This is a genomic window from Streptococcus sp. HMSC074B11 (assembly GCF_001808705.1).
Classification (GTDB): Bacteria; Bacillota; Bacilli; order Lactobacillales; family Streptococcaceae; genus Streptococcus.
The window spans coordinates 210,014-228,328 of the sequence record NZ_KV794273.1 but is presented as its reverse complement, the minus strand read 5'-3'; the positions used below and the strand labels follow the sequence as shown (position 1 = coordinate 228,328).

23 protein-coding genes are annotated in these 18,315 nt (G+C 40.0%); 15 read left to right on the top strand and 8 right to left on the bottom strand.

The genetic code is table 11. The features are described from left to right. Window positions 1-288: 288 nt before the first annotated feature. From HMPREF2619_RS06055 to HMPREF2619_RS06040, 4 genes are all read left to right on the top strand, one after another. Window positions 289-1,467 carry a ryptide export MFS transporter gene (locus tag HMPREF2619_RS06055; RefSeq protein ID WP_070460032.1) on the top strand — a complete coding sequence of 393 codons (1,179 nt, stop codon included), beginning with the start codon at window positions 289-291 and terminating at the stop codon, window positions 1,465-1,467. Window positions 1,468-1,692: 225 nt separating this feature from the next. Then, window positions 1,693-2,241 (top strand): carboxymuconolactone decarboxylase family protein, encoded by a 549-nt coding sequence (locus HMPREF2619_RS06050; RefSeq protein WP_045763587.1) that lies wholly within the window; start codon window positions 1,693-1,695, stop codon window positions 2,239-2,241. A 14-nt stretch (window positions 2,242-2,255) separates the two neighbouring features. Beyond that, window positions 2,256-3,320 (top strand): acyl-CoA dehydrogenase family protein, encoded by a 1,065-nt coding sequence (locus HMPREF2619_RS06045; RefSeq protein WP_049502898.1) that lies wholly within the window; start codon window positions 2,256-2,258, stop codon window positions 3,318-3,320. A gap of 108 nt (window positions 3,321-3,428) precedes the next feature. Then, complete coding sequence (locus HMPREF2619_RS06040) at window positions 3,429-4,325, top strand: TDT family transporter (protein WP_070460029.1); 897 nt, start codon at window positions 3,429-3,431, stop codon at window positions 4,323-4,325. A 74-nt stretch (window positions 4,326-4,399) separates the two neighbouring features. Here the strand turns inward: HMPREF2619_RS06040 and HMPREF2619_RS06035 are convergent, their stop codons facing one another. Genes HMPREF2619_RS06035 through HMPREF2619_RS06010 form a run of 6 tightly spaced genes read right to left on the bottom strand, consistent with a single transcriptional unit; the run spans window position 4,400 to window position 6,960 of the window. Further along, complete coding sequence (locus HMPREF2619_RS06035) at window positions 4,400-4,939, bottom strand: DUF3278 domain-containing protein (protein ID WP_070460026.1); 540 nt, start codon at window positions 4,937-4,939, stop codon at window positions 4,400-4,402. 12 nt (window positions 4,940-4,951) lie between these two features. Then, window positions 4,952-5,293, bottom strand: a complete 342-nt coding sequence (locus HMPREF2619_RS06030; protein ID WP_070460023.1) for a hypothetical protein — start codon at window positions 5,291-5,293, stop codon at window positions 4,952-4,954. A 10-nt stretch (window positions 5,294-5,303) separates the two neighbouring features. Further along, the gene (locus HMPREF2619_RS06025; protein WP_070460020.1) at window positions 5,304-5,846 is read right to left on the bottom strand and encodes a DUF3278 domain-containing protein; all 543 of its coding nucleotides are present in this window, start codon (window positions 5,844-5,846) and stop codon (window positions 5,304-5,306) included. Window positions 5,847-5,872: 26 nt separating this feature from the next. Continuing rightward, a complete protein-coding gene (locus tag HMPREF2619_RS06020; protein ID WP_070460017.1) occupies window positions 5,873-6,199 on the bottom strand; it encodes a hypothetical protein in 327 nt (108 codons plus the stop codon). 10 nt (window positions 6,200-6,209) lie between these two features. Beyond that, entirely contained in the window at window positions 6,210-6,752 is a 543-nt protein-coding gene (locus tag HMPREF2619_RS06015; RefSeq protein ID WP_070460014.1) for a DUF3278 domain-containing protein, read from the bottom strand. A gap of 13 nt (window positions 6,753-6,765) precedes the next feature. Further along, window positions 6,766-6,960 carry a helix-turn-helix transcriptional regulator gene (locus HMPREF2619_RS06010; protein ID WP_006152985.1) on the bottom strand — a complete coding sequence of 65 codons (195 nt, stop codon included), beginning with the start codon at window positions 6,958-6,960 and terminating at the stop codon, window positions 6,766-6,768. Between the two features lie 208 nt (window positions 6,961-7,168). On the opposite strand from HMPREF2619_RS06010, the gene HMPREF2619_RS06005 reads away from it, so the two are divergent. After that, window positions 7,169-8,002, top strand: a complete 834-nt coding sequence (locus HMPREF2619_RS06005) for a metallophosphoesterase family protein (RefSeq protein WP_070460011.1) — start codon at window positions 7,169-7,171, stop codon at window positions 8,000-8,002. 63 nt (window positions 8,003-8,065) lie between these two features. Here the strand turns inward: HMPREF2619_RS06005 and HMPREF2619_RS06000 are convergent, their stop codons facing one another. Continuing rightward, window positions 8,066-8,875: an amino acid ABC transporter substrate-binding protein gene (locus HMPREF2619_RS06000; protein WP_070460007.1), complete on the bottom strand. Its 810-nt coding sequence runs from the start codon at window positions 8,873-8,875 to the stop codon at window positions 8,066-8,068. 222 nt (window positions 8,876-9,097) lie between these two features. Between HMPREF2619_RS06000 and HMPREF2619_RS05995 the strand changes: the two genes are divergently transcribed. The 6 genes from HMPREF2619_RS05995 (at window position 9,098) to brnQ (ending at window position 14,046) form a co-directional block, all read left to right on the top strand. Then, window positions 9,098-9,703: a nitroreductase family protein gene (locus HMPREF2619_RS05995; RefSeq protein ID WP_049502903.1), complete on the top strand. Its 606-nt coding sequence runs from the start codon at window positions 9,098-9,100 to the stop codon at window positions 9,701-9,703. Window positions 9,704-9,712: 9 nt separating this feature from the next. Next, entirely contained in the window at window positions 9,713-11,113 is a 1,401-nt protein-coding gene (gene pepV / locus HMPREF2619_RS05990; RefSeq protein ID WP_070460004.1) for a dipeptidase PepV, read from the top strand. Window positions 11,114-11,163: 50 nt separating this feature from the next. Then, entirely contained in the window at window positions 11,164-11,748 is a 585-nt protein-coding gene (locus tag HMPREF2619_RS05985) for a uracil-DNA glycosylase family protein (protein WP_070460001.1), read from the top strand. Between the two features lie 12 nt (window positions 11,749-11,760). Continuing rightward, complete coding sequence (locus tag HMPREF2619_RS05980) at window positions 11,761-12,252, top strand: prolyl-tRNA synthetase associated domain-containing protein (RefSeq protein WP_070459999.1); 492 nt, start codon at window positions 11,761-11,763, stop codon at window positions 12,250-12,252. Between the two features lie 20 nt (window positions 12,253-12,272). Continuing rightward, entirely contained in the window at window positions 12,273-12,554 is a 282-nt protein-coding gene (locus tag HMPREF2619_RS05975) for a rhodanese-like domain-containing protein (RefSeq protein ID WP_070459996.1), read from the top strand. 166 nt (window positions 12,555-12,720) lie between these two features. Then, window positions 12,721-14,046, top strand: a complete 1,326-nt coding sequence (gene brnQ / locus HMPREF2619_RS05970; RefSeq protein WP_049502907.1) for a branched-chain amino acid transport system II carrier protein — start codon at window positions 12,721-12,723, stop codon at window positions 14,044-14,046. A gap of 47 nt (window positions 14,047-14,093) precedes the next feature. Here the strand turns inward: brnQ and HMPREF2619_RS05965 are convergent, their stop codons facing one another. After that, window positions 14,094-14,630, bottom strand: a complete 537-nt coding sequence (locus HMPREF2619_RS05965) for a DUF1307 domain-containing protein (protein ID WP_070459992.1) — start codon at window positions 14,628-14,630, stop codon at window positions 14,094-14,096. Window positions 14,631-14,763: 133 nt separating this feature from the next. Between HMPREF2619_RS05965 and HMPREF2619_RS05960 the strand changes: the two genes are divergently transcribed. From HMPREF2619_RS05960 to pheS, 4 genes are all read left to right on the top strand, one after another. Continuing rightward, window positions 14,764-15,801, top strand: a complete 1,038-nt coding sequence (locus HMPREF2619_RS05960) for a M42 family metallopeptidase (RefSeq protein ID WP_060955400.1) — start codon at window positions 14,764-14,766, stop codon at window positions 15,799-15,801. 1 nt (window position 15,802) lies between these two features. Next, a complete protein-coding gene (locus HMPREF2619_RS05955) occupies window positions 15,803-16,264 on the top strand; it encodes an HIT family protein (protein WP_070459989.1) in 462 nt (153 codons plus the stop codon). A gap of 11 nt (window positions 16,265-16,275) precedes the next feature. Further along, on the top strand, window positions 16,276-16,992 hold the full coding sequence (gene ldcB / locus HMPREF2619_RS05950) for an LD-carboxypeptidase LdcB/DacB (RefSeq protein WP_070459985.1): 717 nt from the start codon (window positions 16,276-16,278) through the stop codon (window positions 16,990-16,992). Between the two features lie 275 nt (window positions 16,993-17,267). Then, window positions 17,268-18,314, top strand: coding sequence for a phenylalanine--tRNA ligase subunit alpha (pheS, locus tag HMPREF2619_RS05945; protein WP_000103748.1), 1,047 nt, complete (start codon window positions 17,268-17,270; stop codon window positions 18,312-18,314). Window position 18,315: the final 1 nt, after the last annotated feature.

Below are 18,315 nucleotides of genomic sequence, written 5' to 3'. Positions count from 1 at the left end.
GCGGTTTGAAGAGATTTTCGAAGAGTATTATGTCATAAGATGAATGAAATTCAATAGTACCTCTTTAATGATATCCTTTATTTGCACTTTTATTTATTGTATAATAGTCAGCATAAATCTGTTTTTATACTCAATGAAAATCAAAGAGCAAACTAGGAAGCTAGCCGCAGGCTGTACTTGAGTACGGCAAGGCGACGCTGACGTGGTTTGAATTTGATTTTCGAAGAGTATTAGTCTGATATGTCTTGTTTCATCTATGTGCGAAAGAGAAATAAACTGGAGGTGTTTATGTCAAAAGATATTCGAAAATTAGTGACTTCACAGGGAATAGCGAATCTAGCAGATGTCTTTTTTAGAGTCATTGTGATTGCGAATGTTTTTGTCTTATCTGGTTCGGTCATTTCAACCTCCCTAGTGCCAATTCTGATAGGTCTATCCTCCTTTTTAGCCAGTTTCTTAGTTCCATTAGTAACGAAGAGATTAGCTTTAAATCGTGTTCTTTTCTTGACTCAATTTGGTAAGACGATTCTGCTAGCGATTTTGTTTTTTCTACTCAAGCAATCTGAAACTATTTCCCTCCCTCTTTTATATGCTATTGTTACCTTAATCTCCGTTTTGGAAGGTTTTGCAGCGCCTGTTTCCTATGCGATTGTTCCACGATATGCAAGTGATTTAGCTAAAGCGAACGCAGCTATTTCTATGAGTGGTGAAAGTGTACAGCTAGTAGGTTGGGGCTTAGGAGGTTTCTTATTTGCGAGTCTGGGAATGAATCCTAGTCTGCTCATTGTGTTAGTTTTGTTTACAATTTCGACGATTTTGATGTTCGGTTTACCACTTGTCGAAAAAGAAGAGTTGTCCTCTGAAACAAGTCTTGAGACTTTAACAAAAGGTTGGCGATTGGTAGCTAAAGAATCAAGATTAGGCTTTATTGTCCAAGCCAATCTTTTAGAAATTCTAGCCAATGCTATCTGGGTATCTTCTGTTTTACTTGTGTTTGTGACTGAAATTTTACATCAGTCAGAAAGCTATTGGGGCTACGTCAATACAGCCTATTCCTTGGGGATTATCTTGGGAGGAGCTATTGTCTTCCGTCTAGCAGAGAAAGTTGTTACCTATAAATATCAAACTATGACCTTTTCTTTGTTAGCAACAGCACTAGTAACTCTTTTGATAGTGTTATTTCCAAATCCACCTATTTTTCTATTCCTATCTCTAGTAATTGGTTTTCTATCTCAAATTAAGGAAGTTCCTGAGAGCGTATTTTTACAGGAATCGGTTGATGAGAAGGAACTTGTGAATGTTTACTCCGTTATCGAAGTTGTCTCTACATTGGCCTTTTCTGTCTCTGTTTTTCTAATGAGTTTTATCACAGAATATTTTGGAGTATTTACTGGCTTTGGCTTGGCTATCTTCTGCTTGCTGGTAGAGTCTATCTTAGTTTTAAGAAACAAGCACCAGATAAATTAACAGTTATAATCACACATCTGGTGTGATTTTTTTGTTTTCATAAAAATTTTTTATCAGTGCAATTTAAAATATATATTATGCAAGGTATAGATTCTGTGTTAGACTTATTGTCAACGAAAAGCTAATGAGTCATCAATCAAGGCAAGGATTTGTTCAATAGGCTGATGAGATTTCGTAAGATTTTCGCAGAAACCATTTAATTACAAAACGAAAAGAGGTCCCCTTATGACAACATTTACTATCCACACAGTAGAATCAGCGCCAGCAGAAGTGAAAGAAGTTCTTGAAACGGTACAAAAGGACAACAATGGTTATATCCCAAATCTTATCGGTCTTTTGGCCAATGCCCCTACAGCCCTAGAGGCTTATCGCACTGTTGGAGCTATTAACCGTCGCAACAGTCTAACACCTGTAGAGCGCGAAGTGGTACAAATCACTGCAGCCGTAACTAACGGTTGTGCCTTCTGCGTCGCTGGCCATACAGCTTTTTCTATCAAGCAAATCCAGATGAATGATGACCTACTTCAAGCCCTTCGCAATCGTACTCCAATCGAAAGCGATCCTAAGCTGGATACCCTGGCTAAGTTTACCTTGGCAGTTATCAATACCAAAGGGCGCGTTGGAGATGAAGCTCTTGGAGAATTTCTTGAAGCAGGCTATACACAAGAAAATGCCTTGGATGTTGTTCTCGGTGTCAGTCTAGCAAGTCTTTGTAACTATGCCAACAACCTAGCTAACACACCGATTAATCCAGAATTACAACCTTATGCATAAGAGGAGGACAAAGTATGGGATTTTTTTCAGAAGAATTTTTAAGCTGGTTAGACCAGCACGCTGATGAAATTGACAAAAAATCATGTCAAGCTGGAGAAGAGCTGATTGAGAAAATTGCTGCAGAAGGCGCCTTTCGTGTAGGAGTACCAAAAGTTCTTGGAGGGCTAGATGGAAATGATCAAGATGTTATCGATATCCTTGCTGAACTCGCTCAACATTCCTTAACAGCCTCCTTTATCTCATGGGGGCAACGAACTTTAATAGACAATATTCTACATACTGACAATGCTTATTTCAAAGAAGTTTACTTGGAAAAACTCTTATCAGGAGAATATGCAGGTGCTACGGCCTTATCTAATGCGGTCAAGTATCTATCTGACTTAGAGGAACTAAATGTTCGAATCCTTGAAGAAAATGGAAATTATTATCTTAAAGGACGACTTCCTTGGGTAACCAATGCTCGTAAGGATCGCTTCCTCACTATTTTTGTAGCAGGATTTGCAGATGATCCGAGTACAAGTTATGTAGTAGCCGTACCATCGGACGCAGAAAACTTTAGTCGTTCCGAAGATTTGGAATTTGTCTCTCTTCAAGGAGGGAATACAGCAGCTCTGACTTTTAACAAGGTCCCTTTAAAGGAAGAGTGGATTCTATCCAAGGATGCTCATCAATTTTTAGCGCAAAATCGTCCAGCCTTTTTAGGCTACCAATTTGGCCTAGCCTTTGGTTTGGCTGAACGTTCACTCTCAGAAGTCGAAAAAGAATTGGGGAAACGAGGTGTCTTGAAGGAAGAGTGGCAACATCAGGTCGAACAGTTAGATGATATTCGACATTCTCTCTATCAAGGACTATCTGAGGAGTCCTATTTCGTTAAAAATCCTCGTGAGCTATTCCAGTTACGGATTGATATTGTTGATGTTGTTGCCCAAAGTCTCTTATTAGAACTACAAGCTGGTGGCGGTAGAGGATACTTTAGTAAATCGACATCCGGTTTCATACGTCGTTGGAATGAAGGTGCCTTTTTACCAATTGTTTCTCCTAGTGCAGTGCAATTGCGACATATTCTAGCGACAAACTAAAAATAAAGAAAATAAAAACGAGGTTTATCTTTTTAAACTTCGTTTTTTAATCCTCCATTTAAGCGCTTTTATGCTATACTGATAATAACATGACTATTGGAGGTTCACATGAAAAAACTCCCCTTGGCCTTTTCAGGGTGCTTATTGGGATTGGCTGGAGCAGGCAATCTCATATTAGATATTTTTCCACTATTATCGCACGTCTTTAGTTTGTCAGGCTTAATTTTATGGTTTTATTTTTTATACAGTCATCTTAGTGATTGGCAAGAAAGCCAGCAAGAACTTAAGAAAGCTCCTCTATTATCGGGAATGGCGACCTTTCCCATGGCAGGGATGATTTTATCAACCTACTTACTGCGAATCTTACCTACGAGTATGAGTATCATAGCGCAAGCTCTTTGGTGGTTTGCCTTTCTACTGGATGTAGGTTTAATCATCTATTTCACTAAAAATTATGTGCAGACTAAACCAAGAACGAGCGCAACGCCAAGTTGGACAGTTCTTTATGTAGGGATAGCAGTAGCAAGCTTGACCTACCCAGTGGTGGGCATAGTCGAGATTGCCTATGGGGCTTGGATTTTTGGATTTACCTTAACCCTTTTCCTTTATCCTCTGATTTATCAAGATTTGAAAAGTAATCCATTGCCACGGGCTTTACTGGGGCAAGAAGGAATCTATTGTGCTCCCTTTTCTCTACTGTTGGCCGCACTCGTTCGGATCGGAGGTTCAGGTCTTCATGGCTGGATTTTGCTAGTCATGATCCTTGCTTCACAAACTTTCTTTTTCTTTGTCCTCAGTCGTTTGCCAAGGATTTTAAAACAGGGATTTCAACCAGCTTTTTCAGCCCTAACCTTCCCAACTATCATCACAGCAACATCATTGAAAATGGCCCAAGGCATTCTGCAGTTTCCAGTCCTTAACCTTCTCGTTTGGCTCGAAACGATCATTTGTTTAACAATCCTTGTCTATGTATTAGTAGAGTATATGCGGTATTTAAGGAACTAAAAAAGCCCCTAGCACTGAGAAGTGTTAGGGGTTCTTCTATCGTGAATGTGTAAATCAATTAGTTCAGCTTATACCTACTGTTCTTCATGTTCGGATAAAAAATAATAAGTCATAGTACCGAAGATTGATCCTACTCCAAGTCCTACTAGTAGGAAAAGTGCGATCATTTTGAGTTCTAGAAACTGCAAGAAGAAATCTGTAATCGAGTGATTTTCAAGAAGTACTTTTTTGGAAAATAGGATAAATAAGTAGAGTGTTGGGATGCTAGTTCCAACTAACCAACTTCTTAACTTGATTTGGCGCTTGCTGTAAGTGATTTGTGGGATCTCGGATTGATCATCATCTTCTAAGTGGAGCCCTCTAGTAGAATATCTTGCCTTGAGACTGAGGGCAAAAATCATCAAGAAGTAGAGATAGGGCATAGCCATTCGAACTATCTCTATAAAGCGCCCAAACAACAGATAGAACAGGAAGAAAAAGAAGGAAGAGTAAAAGATTTGGACCATGGAACGGGCGCAAGCCTTGTAGATGACCTCTTGACGGCATTCATCAAAGGGGCCTTGGATATGAAAGAAATTTCGAACTAAGCGAGTGGTTAAGTCTTCTTTTTTCATGGTAGTGACCTCTTAATAACCTTGTTTTTGATTAGCTTCTTTAAAGAGTTGATAGAGAGTATAGAAGTAGATCAAGCTAAAAACGATACAGATGGTTAGAAATAGTAGATATCTCCAATCCATAGAATTTGTTAACAGTTGTGGGAAAGATACGAGGATAAAGCAGAGAGATGCGTTTAAGAGGCGTATTTTTTTTGATGTGATTTTCTGAAATCTTTGTCCTTTGTTCAAGACAGGAAGGGCTATGAGGAAGATGATCAGAAAAGGACGCGTAATTTGGCCATAAACTAGGAAAACTGTCATAAAGATACTGACCAAAATATGGCTGAGAATTAAAGTTTGTAGTGATTTCATAAGTTTCCTCCTAATCGTCGTCTTGATCTTCTCTAGCTTTTTGAATACGAAGAGTGATGACAATATGCACTGTTAATCCGAAAAAGAAGGTTGCAACGATGGTTGACAAGATGCTTCTTGTATTCAAAAGAGCGGTAAGATAGCTTTTGCTATCATCCATTAGGATATTGAGAAGTGGCATGCCAAAGAACATAAAGACTCCATAGAAAAGTCCAGCTTTAAGGCCAGGATTACGTAACTGTTTCTTTTCCTTCTGGCTCAACATATCAGGATCGATAGCAGCAATACCAGTTTTTTTAGTTTGAGTAGTGACATAGAAAGCACAAACCAAGGAAACCAGAAAAATAATGATTGGATATCCGAAAGCGACCATTTGGGGATATTTATAAGCAAGAACAAAGGGGATGAAATTGCCTAGAGTCATGAGGTAAAAGAGAATCATAAAGACTTTATTCCCGATGTGGTCAGCCTCGCGTCGTTTGTGTTCATCAAGTGGCCCTGAAATGCCATAGATACGTTTGATTAGTTTTTCATAGAGGGGTTCTTTTTTCATGGGTGATTTCTCCTAAATGAACGATGTTATTTTGTTTCTTTTACGAATTGATAGAGACAATAGAGATAAGTGATAGAAGAAAGGCTGGCGATAGTTAGCAATAGATAATATTTCCAATCGTTTGAAATAACCGTCAGTTGTGGCAAGGATATAATCATAAAGCATAGTGCTAAGTTGAGTATGCGCGTTTTTTGGGAATCTATCTTTAGATAAGTCAGTCCTTTGTTGAGTGCTGGAACAAAGACAAGAACAAGGACGGTATCGTAGATGGGCAAGTTTCCTGAAATGATGATGAAGGCGAGTAGAGAACTGAACAAAAGATGATAGGTAAGTAACGTTACTAGTGATTTCATAGGGTACCTCCTAATCCTTATCCTGCTCTTTTTTAGCTCTTGCGATCCGGCGGGAGATGAGGAACTGTATGCTCGCTCCGAAGAAGATAGAACCGAAAATGCTTGCTAAACCATTTCTTATAGTGAGAAGAGAATGGAAATAGTCCTGACCTTCACCAGTAATTATATGGAGAAGAGGGGTTATAAAAAACATCCATAGGCCAAAGAATAAACCCGCTTTAAGACCAGGGTAGTGTAGTTGCTTATTTTCTTTCTCACTTAACATATCTGGTTCAATAGTTGTAATCCCTGTTTTTTGCATTTGGTAGGTGACATAGCCAGCAGCGATGAGGGCAATCACTAAAATCAGAGGAGGATAGACTAGAGCCACTAGTTGAGGAAATTGATAGGCCAGAACAAGCGGAATAAGATTGCCGAAAATCATCAGATAAAAGAGAATCATAAAGACTTTATTTCCGATGCGGTCAGCTTCGCGCCGTTTGTATTCGTCCAGTGGATCAGAAATACCGTAAGTGCGTTTGATGAGCTTTTCAGTGAAGGTTTCTTTTTTCATTTTTCTTCTCCTTTTAAAAATCATCCTCCCAAAAGAGACTGTTGAGGTCAGTTTGGAGGCTTCGAGCGAGATTGAGACAGAGTTCCAGGGTAGGATTGTACTTGTCGTTTTCAATCATATTAATGGTTTGTCTAGAGACACCAATATCCTTGGCAAGTTCGAGTTGGGACTTTCCCAGTTCCTTGCGGAATTCTTTCACACGATTCATGCTTCCTCCTTTTTAGATTATGTCACATATATTTGACTACAGTATATTCTTTTAAGAACATAATGTCAACTATTTTTGACATATTTTTAAAAGAATCTTGGTAACAATATTTCCCTACGAGAATCTTCTAGCGATTTTATGCTATAATGAAGAAAAATAAGAGTGATTTGGATACCCTGAATGCTATCCAATAAAGAAAGAGCAGAAAATGAACCATAAGATTGCAATTTTATCAGACATTCACGGCAACACGACCGCCTTAGCTGGAGTGCTTGAGGACGCTAAAAATTTGGGAGCGACTGAATATTGGCTTTTGGGAGATATTTTTCTTCCTGGGCCGGGAGCAAATGACTTGGTGGCTCTTTTGAAAGAACTTCCCATTACAGCATCCGTTCGAGGGAACTGGGATGATTGTGTGTTAGAGGCTTTAGATGGGCAATATGGTTTAGATGATCCCGAAGAAATTCAGTTTCTCAGGATGACTCAGTATCTGATGGAGCGCATAAACCCCGAGCATATTGATTGGTTGAGAAAGCTACCTATGATAGCCAAGAAAGAAATCGAAGGCTTGCACTTCTCACTTTCTCATAATTTGCCTGAGAAAAACTATGGTAGAGATTTACTAGTTGAAAATAATACTGAAAAATTTGACCAGCTACTTGATGAAACTACTGATGTAGCCGTCTATGGGCATGTCCATAAACAACTTCTACGTTATGGTAGTCAAGGCCAACAAATCATCAACCCAGGTTCGATTGGTATGCCTTATTTTGATTGGGAAGGGCTAAAAAATCATCGAGCCCAGTATGCCTTACTTGAGGTTGAAAATGGTGAATTGGTCAATATCCAATTTCGTAAGGTTGCCTATGATTATGAAGCAGAGCTAGAATCAGCCAAGACCAAAGGTCTTCCTTTTATCGAAATGTATGAAGAATTACGACGTGAGGACAACTATCAAGGACATAATAGGGAATTACTTGCTAGCCTAAATGAAAAGCATGGCTATGTGGAGGATGTGAAAAATTATTTTGATTTTTTGTAAGAGTTGCTTTAACGAACAGATACTAAATAAACGATTGGACGAGCCAATCGTTTTTAATATATCTTATTGTAATTGAGATTGATCTGGTAGGTAAGAACCACCGAGATAGGTTTTGCTGAGTTTTTCAAGGGTTCCATCTTGGTAGAGTTCTTTGAGGACCTTGTCAAACTGGTCTTTAAATTCTTTTTGGTCACTTGAAAAGATGATGTAGTTGTTTGGATTATCATTGCTCTCCAAGTCGACTACGTTTAAGTCTAAACCTCGGTCTTGAATAATTTTTTGAACAGAGATTTTATCAAAGATTAGGAAATCAAATTCACCATTGGCGAGATCAGTCAGACGTTTAGCGACATCCTCACCAGAGTATTGGATGGTTGCAGGATTGTCGGAGTGACTTTGATTCCAGTCTGTAACAACTTTGGCAGTAGAAGTTCCTGTATCATCCTGGGTTGTTTTACCAGCGATATCTTGCAGAGAAGTAAGAGCCTTGTCTTTTCTGCTCACAAGAACCAAAGGGTTTTTAGCGATTGGGAGTGAGTAGAGGTATTTGTCGGCTCTCTCTTTGGTATAGCTCAAGTTGTTGGCAGCAGCTTGGTAACGGCCAGCATCCACTCCAGGGAAAATACTTTCCCAAGCTGTTTTTTGAAATTCAATCTTGTATTGATCCAGTTTTTCATCGACTGCTTTTAACACCTCAACATCATATCCGGTCAAATTACCATCTTTTTCAAAATCAAAAGGTGGGATGTCTCCAGCAGTTGCTACAACAATGGTTTTAGGACTAGCAGTGGAAGTAGAAGCACTATCCTGTTTAGATTGTCCACAGGCGACCAACAAGGGACTAATGGCTAATAATAAGATTAATTTTTTCATAAGAGTCTCCTTTACTTAATGGTATCTAGCTTACCAGACAATCAATCAGATATCCAATATATATTTTTTATGGAAGTGATAGAGAAATATTATAATTTCCAGTTTTGTAGTAAACAACTCAAGTAAGAAAAAAGATAATTTGTTTCACTAATGAAAAAACTCTGCAAGCTCTTTCAGAATGTGGTAAAATGGAAGCAATAGAAATAGAAAAGGAAATCAATTATGAAATTTCTTGAGTTAAATAAAAAACGTCATGCGACCAAGCATTTTATTGATAAACCTGTCGATCCGAAGGATGTTCGTACAGCTATCGAAATCGCAACCTTGGCACCAAGCGCTCACAACAGTCAGCCTTGGAAATTCGTCGTGGTTCGTGAAAGAAATGCTGAACTAGCAAAATTGGCTTACGGTTCAAACTTTGAGCAAGTGGCATCTGCACCTGTAACCATTGCCTTGTTTACAGATACAGACTTAGCTAAACGTGCTCGCAAGATTGCTCGTATTGGTGGTGCCAATAATTTCTCAGAAGAGCAGCTTCAATATTTTATGAAAAATCTTCCAGCAGAATTTGCGCGTTACAACGAACAACAAGTCAGTGACTACTTGGCTCTTAATGCTGGGCTTGTAGCTATGAACTTGGTCCTTGCTTTGACTGACCAAGGAATCGGATCAAACATTATCCTTGGTTTTGACAAATCAAAAGTCAATGAAGTCTTGGAAATCGAAGAACGCTTCCGTCCAGAACTTTTGATCACAGTGGGATATACAGATGAGAAGTTGGAACCAAGTTATCGCTTGCCAGTAGATGAAATTATCGAAAAAAGATAGGAAGAAAAAATGACAGTTATTGATTTTACAGCAGAAGTAGAAAAACGTAAAGAAGACCTCTTGGCTGACTTGTTTAGCCTTTTGGAAATCAACTCAGAACGTGATGACAGCAAGGCAGATGCTGAGCATCCATTTGGACCTGGTCCAGTAAAAGCCTTGGAAAAATTCCTTGAAATCGCAGACCGTGATGGCTACCCAACAAAAAATGTCGACAATTATGCAGGACATTTTGAGTTTGGTGAAGGAGAAGAAGCTCTCGGAATCTTTGCCCACATGGACGTAGTGCCAGCAGGTAGCGGATGGGATACTGATCCTTACACTCCAACTATCAAAGATGGTCGTCTTTATGCGCGTGGTGCTTCTGATGACAAGGGTCCTACTACAGCTTGTTACTATGGTTTGAAAATCATCAAAGAATTGGGTCTTCCAACTTCTAAAAAAGTTCGTTTCATCGTGGGAACAGACGAAGAATCAGGTTGGGCAGATATGGACTACTACTTTGAGCATGTAGGACTTGCAAAACCAGACTTTGGTTTTTCTCCAGATGCTGAATTCCCTATCATCAATGGTGAAAAAGGAAATATCACTGAATACCTTCACTTTGCCGGTGAAAATACTGGTGCAGCTCGTCTTCACAGCTTTACAGGTGGATTGCGTGAAAACATGGTTCCTGAATCAGCAACAGCAGTCGTTTCAGGTGACTTAGCTGACTTGCAAGGGAAACTAGACGCTTTCGTTGCAGAGCACAAACTCAGAGGAGAAATCCAAGAAGAGAACGGTCAGTACAAGGTGACTGTAATTGGTAAATCAGCCCATGGTGCCATGCCTGCTTCGGGTGTCAATGGTGCAACTTATCTTGCCCTCTTCCTAAGCCAATTTGCTTTTGAAGGACCTGCAAAAGACTATCTTGACATTGCTGGTAAGATTCTTTTGAACGACCACGAAGGGAAAAACTTGAAAGTAGCTCATGTGGATGAAAAGATGGGTGCTCTTTCTATGAATGCGGGTGTTTTCCGCTTTGACGAAACAAGTGCTGACAATACTATTGCCCTTAACTTCCGTTATCCAAAAGGAACAAACCCAGAGCAAATCAAGTCAGTTCTTGAAACCTTGCCAGTTGCTTCAGTTAGCCTTTCTGAACATGGGCATACTCCTCACTACGTACCAATGGAAGATCCACTTGTCCAAACCTTGTTGAATGTTTATGAAAAACAAACTGGACTTCAAGGTCATGAGCAAGTCATCGGTGGTGGAACATTTGGACGATTGTTAGAGCGTGGTGTAGCCTACGGTGCTATGTTCCCAGATTCTATCGATACCATGCACCAAGCCAACGAATTTATCGCCTTGGACGATCTTTTCCGTGCAGCAGCCATCTACGCTGAAGCTATCTACGAATTGATCAAATAATGATATAGAAGTCTGAGATTGTATGCTTAGACTTCTTTTTGGAGGAGAAAATGTCTCAAATCGAAAGAATCAAGCAAGCTATCATAGAGGATCCACAGAATGCCAGCTATACTGAGCAAGGCATCGAGCCACTCTTTGCAGCACCAAAAACAGCTCGTATCAATATCATTGGCCAGGCGCCAGGTCTCAAAACCCAAGAAGCAGGGCTATACTGGAAGGATAAAAGTGGGGACCGCTTGCGCGAATGGTTGGGTGTGGATGAAGACACCTTTTACAATTCAGGTTACTTTGCAGTCATGCCCATGGATTTCTACTTTCCAGGTCATGGGAAATCGGGTGACCTGCCACCTCGTCCAGGTTTTGCAGAAAAATGGCATCCAGAACTCTTGAAGGAATTGCCAGATATTCAATTAACACTCTTGATTGGTCAGTATGCCCAAGCCTACTATCTACATGAGAAAGTTAGTGGTAAGGTGACAGACCGTGTGCATCGGTTCAAGGATTATTTGCCTGATTATTTCCCTCTGGTGCATCCTTCACCACGCAATCAAATCTGGATGAAAAAAAATCCTTGGTTTGAGGCAGAAGTGGTTCCAGAATTACGAGCATTGGTACAAAAGATTATTCATCAATAAAGGAGAAAAAGGATGGATGCCTATCAACAAGTAGCTAATAAGTTACAAGAGTTGGGAATTACCTATGATGTGGTGGATCATCCACCTGCATTCTCGACAGAGCAGGCAGATAGCTATATTGAAGGCCTGGAAGGGGTTCGGACCAAGTCTATGTTTTTGACCAATAAAAAGAAAACCCAGTACTATTTGCTCATCATGGATGACAAGAAACCATTGGATATGGATGACTTTAAAGTTCAAGTGGGAGCTAATCGGATCCGCATGGCCTCATTGGATTCCTTGGCTGAGAAAATGAACCTACCAGCAGGAACAGTATCACCTTTTGGTTTGTTAAATAATGAAGAGAAAGACATTCATGTTTATTTTGATAAGGAGATCGTATCAGAGGATGTCATGACCTTCCACCCTAATACAAATGAAAAAACGATTTTTATTAAAACCCAAGACTTGTTTCGATTTTTAGAGTCGATTGGATTTACCTATGAGATAGTAATCTTACCTTAATGCCATTATAAAGGAGAAAAATGAAAGAAATTACTTTTAATGATTTTTACCAACTATACCAGAAAGAGTCGCTTTCTATATTGGATGTGAGAGAAGTAGAGGAATTTGAAGCTCTTCATTTAGAAGGTGCTCGTAATTTCCCTCTCAGCCAACTAGTGGATACTTATGAGCAACTAGATAAAACCCAGCCTTACTACGTGATCTGTAAGTCAGGAATACGTTCCGCACGTGCCTGCCAATTTTTAACAGAACAAGGCTATGAGGTTGTCAATGTCCAAGGTGGCATGGATGCCTTAGAATAAGAAAAATTTCCTTCGAAACCTTTTAAAAATGAGAAAGGACTCGAAGGATTTTTTTGCATTAAAATTCGGAAAATTGAAAACATTTCAGAATTGTTTCGTGACAGCCTTTTCTAGCCTTTAATCATGTTATACTAAGAAAGTATTTTATTTTTAATAAGGAGAGTTTATGGCTAAAAAAGGTGCTTTAACAGGATTACTCCTGTTTGGAATATTTTTTGGAGCAGGTAACTTGATTTTCCCTCCAACTCTAGGCGCACAGTCTGGAGAAAACTTCCTTCCTGCCATTGCAGGATTTGTATTTTCAGGTGTTGGGATTGCCGTCCTAACCTTAATCATTGGAACCCTTAATCCAAAGGGCTATATCTATGAAATTTCTAAGAAAATTTCACCATGGTTTGCGACAATTTATCTTGCAGCTTTGTACTTGTCGATTGGTCCATTCTTTGCCATTCCACGTACAGCAACGACATCATTTGAAGTTGGTATTAGTCCGCTATTAGATCAAGCAGATAAAGGTTTAGGTTTGATTGTCTTCACCATTCTATACTTTGTAGCTGCATACCTAATCTCCTTGAATCCTTCAAAAATCTTGGATCGTATCGGTCGAGTCTTGACTCCAGTTTTTGCCATCTTAATTGTTATTCTGGTTATCCTTGGAGCTTTCAAGTATGGTGGGAACGCACCACAAGCAGCTTCAGGAGCTTATCAAGCTTCCGCCTTTGGAGCTGGTTTCTTAGAAGGATACAATACACTTGACGCGCTTGCTTCGGTTGCCTTCAGTGTTATTGCAGTACAAACCTTGAAACAACTTGGTTTTTCAAACAAGAAAGAGTACATTTCAACCATTTGGGTGGTTGGAATTGTTGTAGCTCTTGGATTTAGTGCTCTCTACATCGGTCTAGGTTTCTTGGGCAATCATTTCCCAGTAACAGATGAAGCAATGAAGAGTGGAACTCCTGGAGTTTATATCTTGTCTCAAGCGACTCAAGAAATCTTTGGTTCTACTGCTCAGCTTTTCCTAGCAGTTATGGTAACTGTTACTTGCTTTACAACGACTGTAGGGTTGATTGTATCAACTGCTGAGTTCTTTAACGGACGTTTCCCACAAATCAGCTACAAGGTTTATGCGACTGTCTTTACCTTGATTGGTTTTGCCATTGCAAATCTTGGTTTGGGTGCTATTATTAAGTACTCTGTACCAGTTCTCGTTATTTTGTACCCGATTACGATTGCCATTGTCATGATTGTGATTGTGAACAAGTTTGTTGCTCTTTCTAAACCAGGAATGCAATTAACTGTTGGTATTGTCACATCCATTGCTATTGCAAGTGTTTTAGGATCTACTTTTAAAGTTGAGGTCCTTGCAAATATCGTGAACGCTCTACCATTTGCGGAGGCTTCTCTGCCATGGTTGGTACCAGCTATTATCGGTATTCTACTTTCTCTTGTTCTTCCAAATAAACAAGAAAGTGAAGCTTTTGAAATGGAATAGAAAAAAACTTGGCCGATGCCAAGTTTTTTCTATTTAGTCTTAGTTGCTTAGTTTTTTTCTGTATAACCAAGGTCTGTTAACATTTTTTTAGAGGCTTTAAAACTTACGTTTTTTCCAACGCCTGAGTATTCTTCTGGTAAAGCTTTTCTAAGTTCGTCAATACTTGCAACTGAAAGATCGATTTCAAGATCTTGAACGACTTTACCATCTTTAACTTCGATTGAGAAAGTTACCCCTTTAAGTCCCTTATAGCCTTTGTAGGTTTCTTCAAGAACACTTTTTACAGCATCTGCTGTACTATTGAGGACTTCAGGATCAGCGACATTATGAGCAGTTTGTTTGACAACATTATCACCGTCAACTGTATATGTTAAGGTTGATACGACACCAGGCTGAGAATCGTTCACAAAGGTAGCAGTTTTTAATTCTGATTTCTTTTCAGTAGTGCTAGATTCAGAAGTTTTTACCTCAGTTGTTTCTGGTGTAGAAGAGCTAGAAGAAGTAGTTGAAGATTGTTTTGAACATCCCAACAAGAATACCAAAGGCAAGGCTAAGAGAAGTGTCGTTTTGAAATATTTGTTCATTTTGTATTCCTTTCATCATAATACTTTACTTAATTTTACCATAGATTAATTTTAAAATCAAAGTATTTAAGTTTTTCTTTTTTGCACATACTAAGATGGGAAAAGTGATATAATGGTAACGAGAGGTGAAAAAATGAATCAAACTGTAGAATATATCAAAGAACTAACTGCTATTGCATCGCCAACAGGTTTTACGCGTGAAATTACGAATTATCTAGTTGAGACGCTTGAAAAACTAGGCTATCAACCAGTCCGCACGGCTAAGGGTGGAGTGAACGTTACCATTAAAGGGAAAAATGACGAGCAACAACGCTATGTGACTGCTCATGTGGATACTCTGGGAGCTATCGTCCGTGCTGTTAAACCAGACGGTCGTCTCAAGATGGACCGTATCGGTGGCTATCCTTGGAACATGATTGAAGGCGAAAACTGTACAGTCCATGTGGCTAGCACAGGTAAAACCGTATCAGGTACGATTTTGATCCACCAAACTTCTTGTCACGTTTACAAAGATGCTGGAACTGCGGAACGTACACAGGACAATATGGAAGTTCGTTTGGATGAAAAAGTTACCAACGAAAAAGAAACACGCGCACTCGGTATCGAAGTTGGAGACTTTATCAGTTTTGACCCACGAACTGTCGTGACTGAGACAGGCTTTATCAAGTCTCGTCATTTGGATGACAAGGTCAGCGCAGCTATTCTCCTTAATCTCCTCAAAGTCTACAAAGAAGAAGGGATTGAACTTCCTGTCACTACGCATTTTGCCTTTTCAGTTTTTGAAGAAGTGGGACATGGTGCTAACTCAAGTATCCCTAGTCAAGTTGTTGAGTACCTAGCAGTAGACATGGGAGCAATGGGAGATGATCAGCAGACAGACGAGTACACAGTCTCTATCTGTGTCAAGGATGCTTCAGGTCCTTATCACTATGAATTCCGTCAACATTTGGTTGCTTTAGCAAAAGAGCAAGACATTCCATTTAAACTAGATATCTATCCATTTTACGGTTCGGATGCTTCTGCAGCGATGTCAGCTGGAGCAGAGGTTAAGCACGCTCTTCTAGGAGCAGGTATTGAATCAAGCCATTCTTATGAGCGTACTCATATTGATTCTGTAGTGGCTACTGAGCGTATGGTGGATGCTTATCTCAAGAGTGAGTTGGTGGACTGAGATGTGCTTGATTTGTGATCGAATTGAACTCATCAAGTCTGGTGACAATCCCTACTTTGTCAAGGAGTTAGAAACAGGATATGTTGTCATCGGAGATCACCAGTATTTTGAAGGTTACACTCTATTCTTAGCCAAGGAACATGTCACAGAACTACATCATCTAGATCCAAGTGTCAGACTTCAATTTTTAGAGGAAATGAGTCTGGTTCAGGAAGCTGTCTCTAAGGCTTTTTCTGCTGAAAAGATGAATGTAGAGTTGCTTGGAAATGGAGATGCCCATGTCCACTGGCATATTTTCCCTAGACGAGCTGGTGATATGAAGGGACACGGTCTTAATGGTCGTGGTCCAGTCTGGTGGGTTCCATGGGAAGAAATGATTGCTGAAGAATATCAGGTTAAGGGAAGTAAATTAGAAGACTTGATTGCAAGATTATCTGAGACTTTAAACCAGAGGATTAAATGAAAGGATAACAGATGAAAAAAAGATACCTTATCTTATCAGGATTATTAGCCTTGACATTGGCAGCTTGTTCACAAGAAAAATCAGCGACTTCTGACGCAAAAGCTTCTTCAGAGCAATCAACTGTACAAGAAGGAACCGCGGGAAGTAAGTCGCAGGAAGCTAGTCAAAAGAAAGCAGAAGTGGTTAACAAAGGAGACCACTACAGCATTCAAGGCAAGTACGATGAGATTGTTGTGGCTAATAAGCATTATCCTATGTCAAAAGATTACAATCCTGGAGAAAATCCTACCGCAAAGGCAGAACTGTTAAAACTCATTGTAGCTATGCAACAAGCAGGTTTCCCAATTAGTGATCACTATAGTGGGTTTAGAAGTTATGAAACTCAAACTCAGCTTTATCAGAACTATGTAAATAAAGATGGCAAGGCGGAAGCTGACCTCTATTCTGCAAGACCTGGCTATAGTGAACACCAAACTGGCTTAGCTTTTGATCTGATTGGAACAAATGGAGACCTAGTCACTGAAGAAAAGGCTGCCCAATGGCTTTTGGACCATGCGGCTGACTATGGCTTTGTTGTTCGTTATCTCAAAGGCAAGGAAAAGGAAACGGGTTATATGGCTGAGGAATGGCACCTTCGCTATGTTGGTAAAGAAGCCAAAGAAATTGCAGCAAGTGGCCTCAGTTTGGAAGAGTATTACGGTTTTGAAGGTGGAGACTATGTTGATTAGTCGCAAAACATCTTGCAAGATTACTTAAAATTTGATAAAATGAATAATAATTAAATAGGAATCTGCAAGACTAGTATCTCAGGGGAAGTATCTCAGGGAGGAGAGCCGTGACTGAAAGCTCTCTATATGAAAGCTGGGTGAATTCACTTGCCTATGGATTCAGAATAAAGGTCTGACTTGTCAGATGAAAACGGATGGTACCGCGTGTCAACGCTCCGAGTGGAGTTTTTGGCATGTGGTTTTCTTTTATCTTACGAGAGACTGATGGAGGAATTATGTCAACTATTGAAGAACAATTAAAAGCGCTTCGTGAAGAAACGCTAGCTAGCTTGAAGCAGATTACTGCTGAAAATGAAAAAGAGATGCAAGAATTGCGTGTCTCAGTCCTTGGTAAAAAAGGGTCACTGACTGAAATCCTTAAAGGGATGAAAGACGTTTCTGCTGAAATGCGCCCTGTTATCGGAAAACACGTCAATGAGGCTCGTGATGTCCTAACAGCTGCCTTTGAAGAAACAGCTAAGCTCTTGGAAGAAAAGAAAGTGGAAGCTCAACTAGCAAGTGAAAGCATTGATGTGACACTTCCAGGACGTCCAGTTGCGACTGGTCACCGTCACGTTCTTACACAAACTAGTGAAGAAATTGAAGATATTTTCATTGGTATGGGTTACCAAGTTGTGGATGGATTTGAAGTTGAGCAAGACTACTACAACTTCGAACGTATGAACCTTCCAAAAGACCACCCAGCCCGTGATATGCAGGACACTTTCTACATCACAGAAGAAATCTTGCTCCGTACCCACACGTCTCCAGTTCAGGCGCGTGCGATGGATGCCCATGATTTTTCTAAAGGTCCTTTGAAGATGATCTCACCAGGACGTGTATTCCGTCGTGATACTGACGATGCGACCCACAGTCACCAATTCCATCAAATCGAAGGCTTGGTTGTTGGGAAAAACATCTCTATGGCTGACCTTCAAGGAACTCTTCAGTTGATTGTGCAAAAAATGTTTGGTGAAGAGCGCCAAATCCGTTTGCGCCCATCTTACTTCCCATTCACAGAGCCTTCTGTTGAGGTTGACGTTTCATGCTTCAAGTGCGGCGGAGACGGCTGTAACGTATGTAAGAAAACTGGTTGGATCGAGATTATGGGTGCCGGTATGGTTCACCCACGTGTCCTTGAGATGAGTGGTATCGATGCGACTGTTTACTCTGGCTTTGCCTTTGGTCTTGGTCAAGAGCGTGTAGCCATGCTTCGCTACGGAATCAACGATATCCGTGGATTCTACCAAGGCGATGTCCGCTTCTCAGAACAGTTTAAATAAG

Coding starts and splice junctions, on each gene's coding strand:
- HMPREF2619_RS06055 (WP_070460032.1), top strand. CDS start 289: ATGTCAAAAGATATTCGAAAATTAGTGACTTCACAGGGAATAGCGAAT.
- HMPREF2619_RS06050 (WP_045763587.1), top strand. CDS start 1,693: ATGACAACATTTACTATCCACACAGTAGAATCAGCGCCAGCAGAAGTG.
- HMPREF2619_RS06045 (WP_049502898.1), top strand. CDS start 2,256: ATGGGATTTTTTTCAGAAGAATTTTTAAGCTGGTTAGACCAGCACGCT.
- HMPREF2619_RS06040 (WP_070460029.1), top strand. CDS start 3,429: ATGAAAAAACTCCCCTTGGCCTTTTCAGGGTGCTTATTGGGATTGGCT.
- HMPREF2619_RS06035 (WP_070460026.1), bottom strand. CDS start 4,939: ATGAAAAAAGAAGACTTAACCACTCGCTTAGTTCGAAATTTCTTTCAT.
- HMPREF2619_RS06030 (WP_070460023.1), bottom strand. CDS start 5,293: ATGAAATCACTACAAACTTTAATTCTCAGCCATATTTTGGTCAGTATC.
- HMPREF2619_RS06025 (WP_070460020.1), bottom strand. CDS start 5,846: ATGAAAAAAGAACCCCTCTATGAAAAACTAATCAAACGTATCTATGGC.
- HMPREF2619_RS06020 (WP_070460017.1), bottom strand. CDS start 6,199: ATGAAATCACTAGTAACGTTACTTACCTATCATCTTTTGTTCAGTTCT.
- HMPREF2619_RS06015 (WP_070460014.1), bottom strand. CDS start 6,752: ATGAAAAAAGAAACCTTCACTGAAAAGCTCATCAAACGCACTTACGGT.
- HMPREF2619_RS06010 (WP_006152985.1), bottom strand. CDS start 6,960: ATGAATCGTGTGAAAGAATTCCGCAAGGAACTGGGAAAGTCCCAACTC.
- HMPREF2619_RS06005 (WP_070460011.1), top strand. CDS start 7,169: ATGAACCATAAGATTGCAATTTTATCAGACATTCACGGCAACACGACC.
- HMPREF2619_RS06000 (WP_070460007.1), bottom strand. CDS start 8,875: ATGAAAAAATTAATCTTATTATTAGCCATTAGTCCCTTGTTGGTCGCC.
- HMPREF2619_RS05995 (WP_049502903.1), top strand. CDS start 9,098: ATGAAATTTCTTGAGTTAAATAAAAAACGTCATGCGACCAAGCATTTT.
- pepV (WP_070460004.1), top strand. CDS start 9,713: ATGACAGTTATTGATTTTACAGCAGAAGTAGAAAAACGTAAAGAAGAC.
- HMPREF2619_RS05985 (WP_070460001.1), top strand. CDS start 11,164: ATGTCTCAAATCGAAAGAATCAAGCAAGCTATCATAGAGGATCCACAG.
- HMPREF2619_RS05980 (WP_070459999.1), top strand. CDS start 11,761: ATGGATGCCTATCAACAAGTAGCTAATAAGTTACAAGAGTTGGGAATT.
- HMPREF2619_RS05975 (WP_070459996.1), top strand. CDS start 12,273: ATGAAAGAAATTACTTTTAATGATTTTTACCAACTATACCAGAAAGAG.
- brnQ (WP_049502907.1), top strand. CDS start 12,721: ATGGCTAAAAAAGGTGCTTTAACAGGATTACTCCTGTTTGGAATATTT.
- HMPREF2619_RS05965 (WP_070459992.1), bottom strand. CDS start 14,630: ATGAACAAATATTTCAAAACGACACTTCTCTTAGCCTTGCCTTTGGTA.
- HMPREF2619_RS05960 (WP_060955400.1), top strand. CDS start 14,764: ATGAATCAAACTGTAGAATATATCAAAGAACTAACTGCTATTGCATCG.
- HMPREF2619_RS05955 (WP_070459989.1), top strand. CDS start 15,803: ATGTGCTTGATTTGTGATCGAATTGAACTCATCAAGTCTGGTGACAAT.
- ldcB (WP_070459985.1), top strand. CDS start 16,276: ATGAAAAAAAGATACCTTATCTTATCAGGATTATTAGCCTTGACATTG.
- pheS (WP_000103748.1), top strand. CDS start 17,268: ATGTCAACTATTGAAGAACAATTAAAAGCGCTTCGTGAAGAAACGCTA.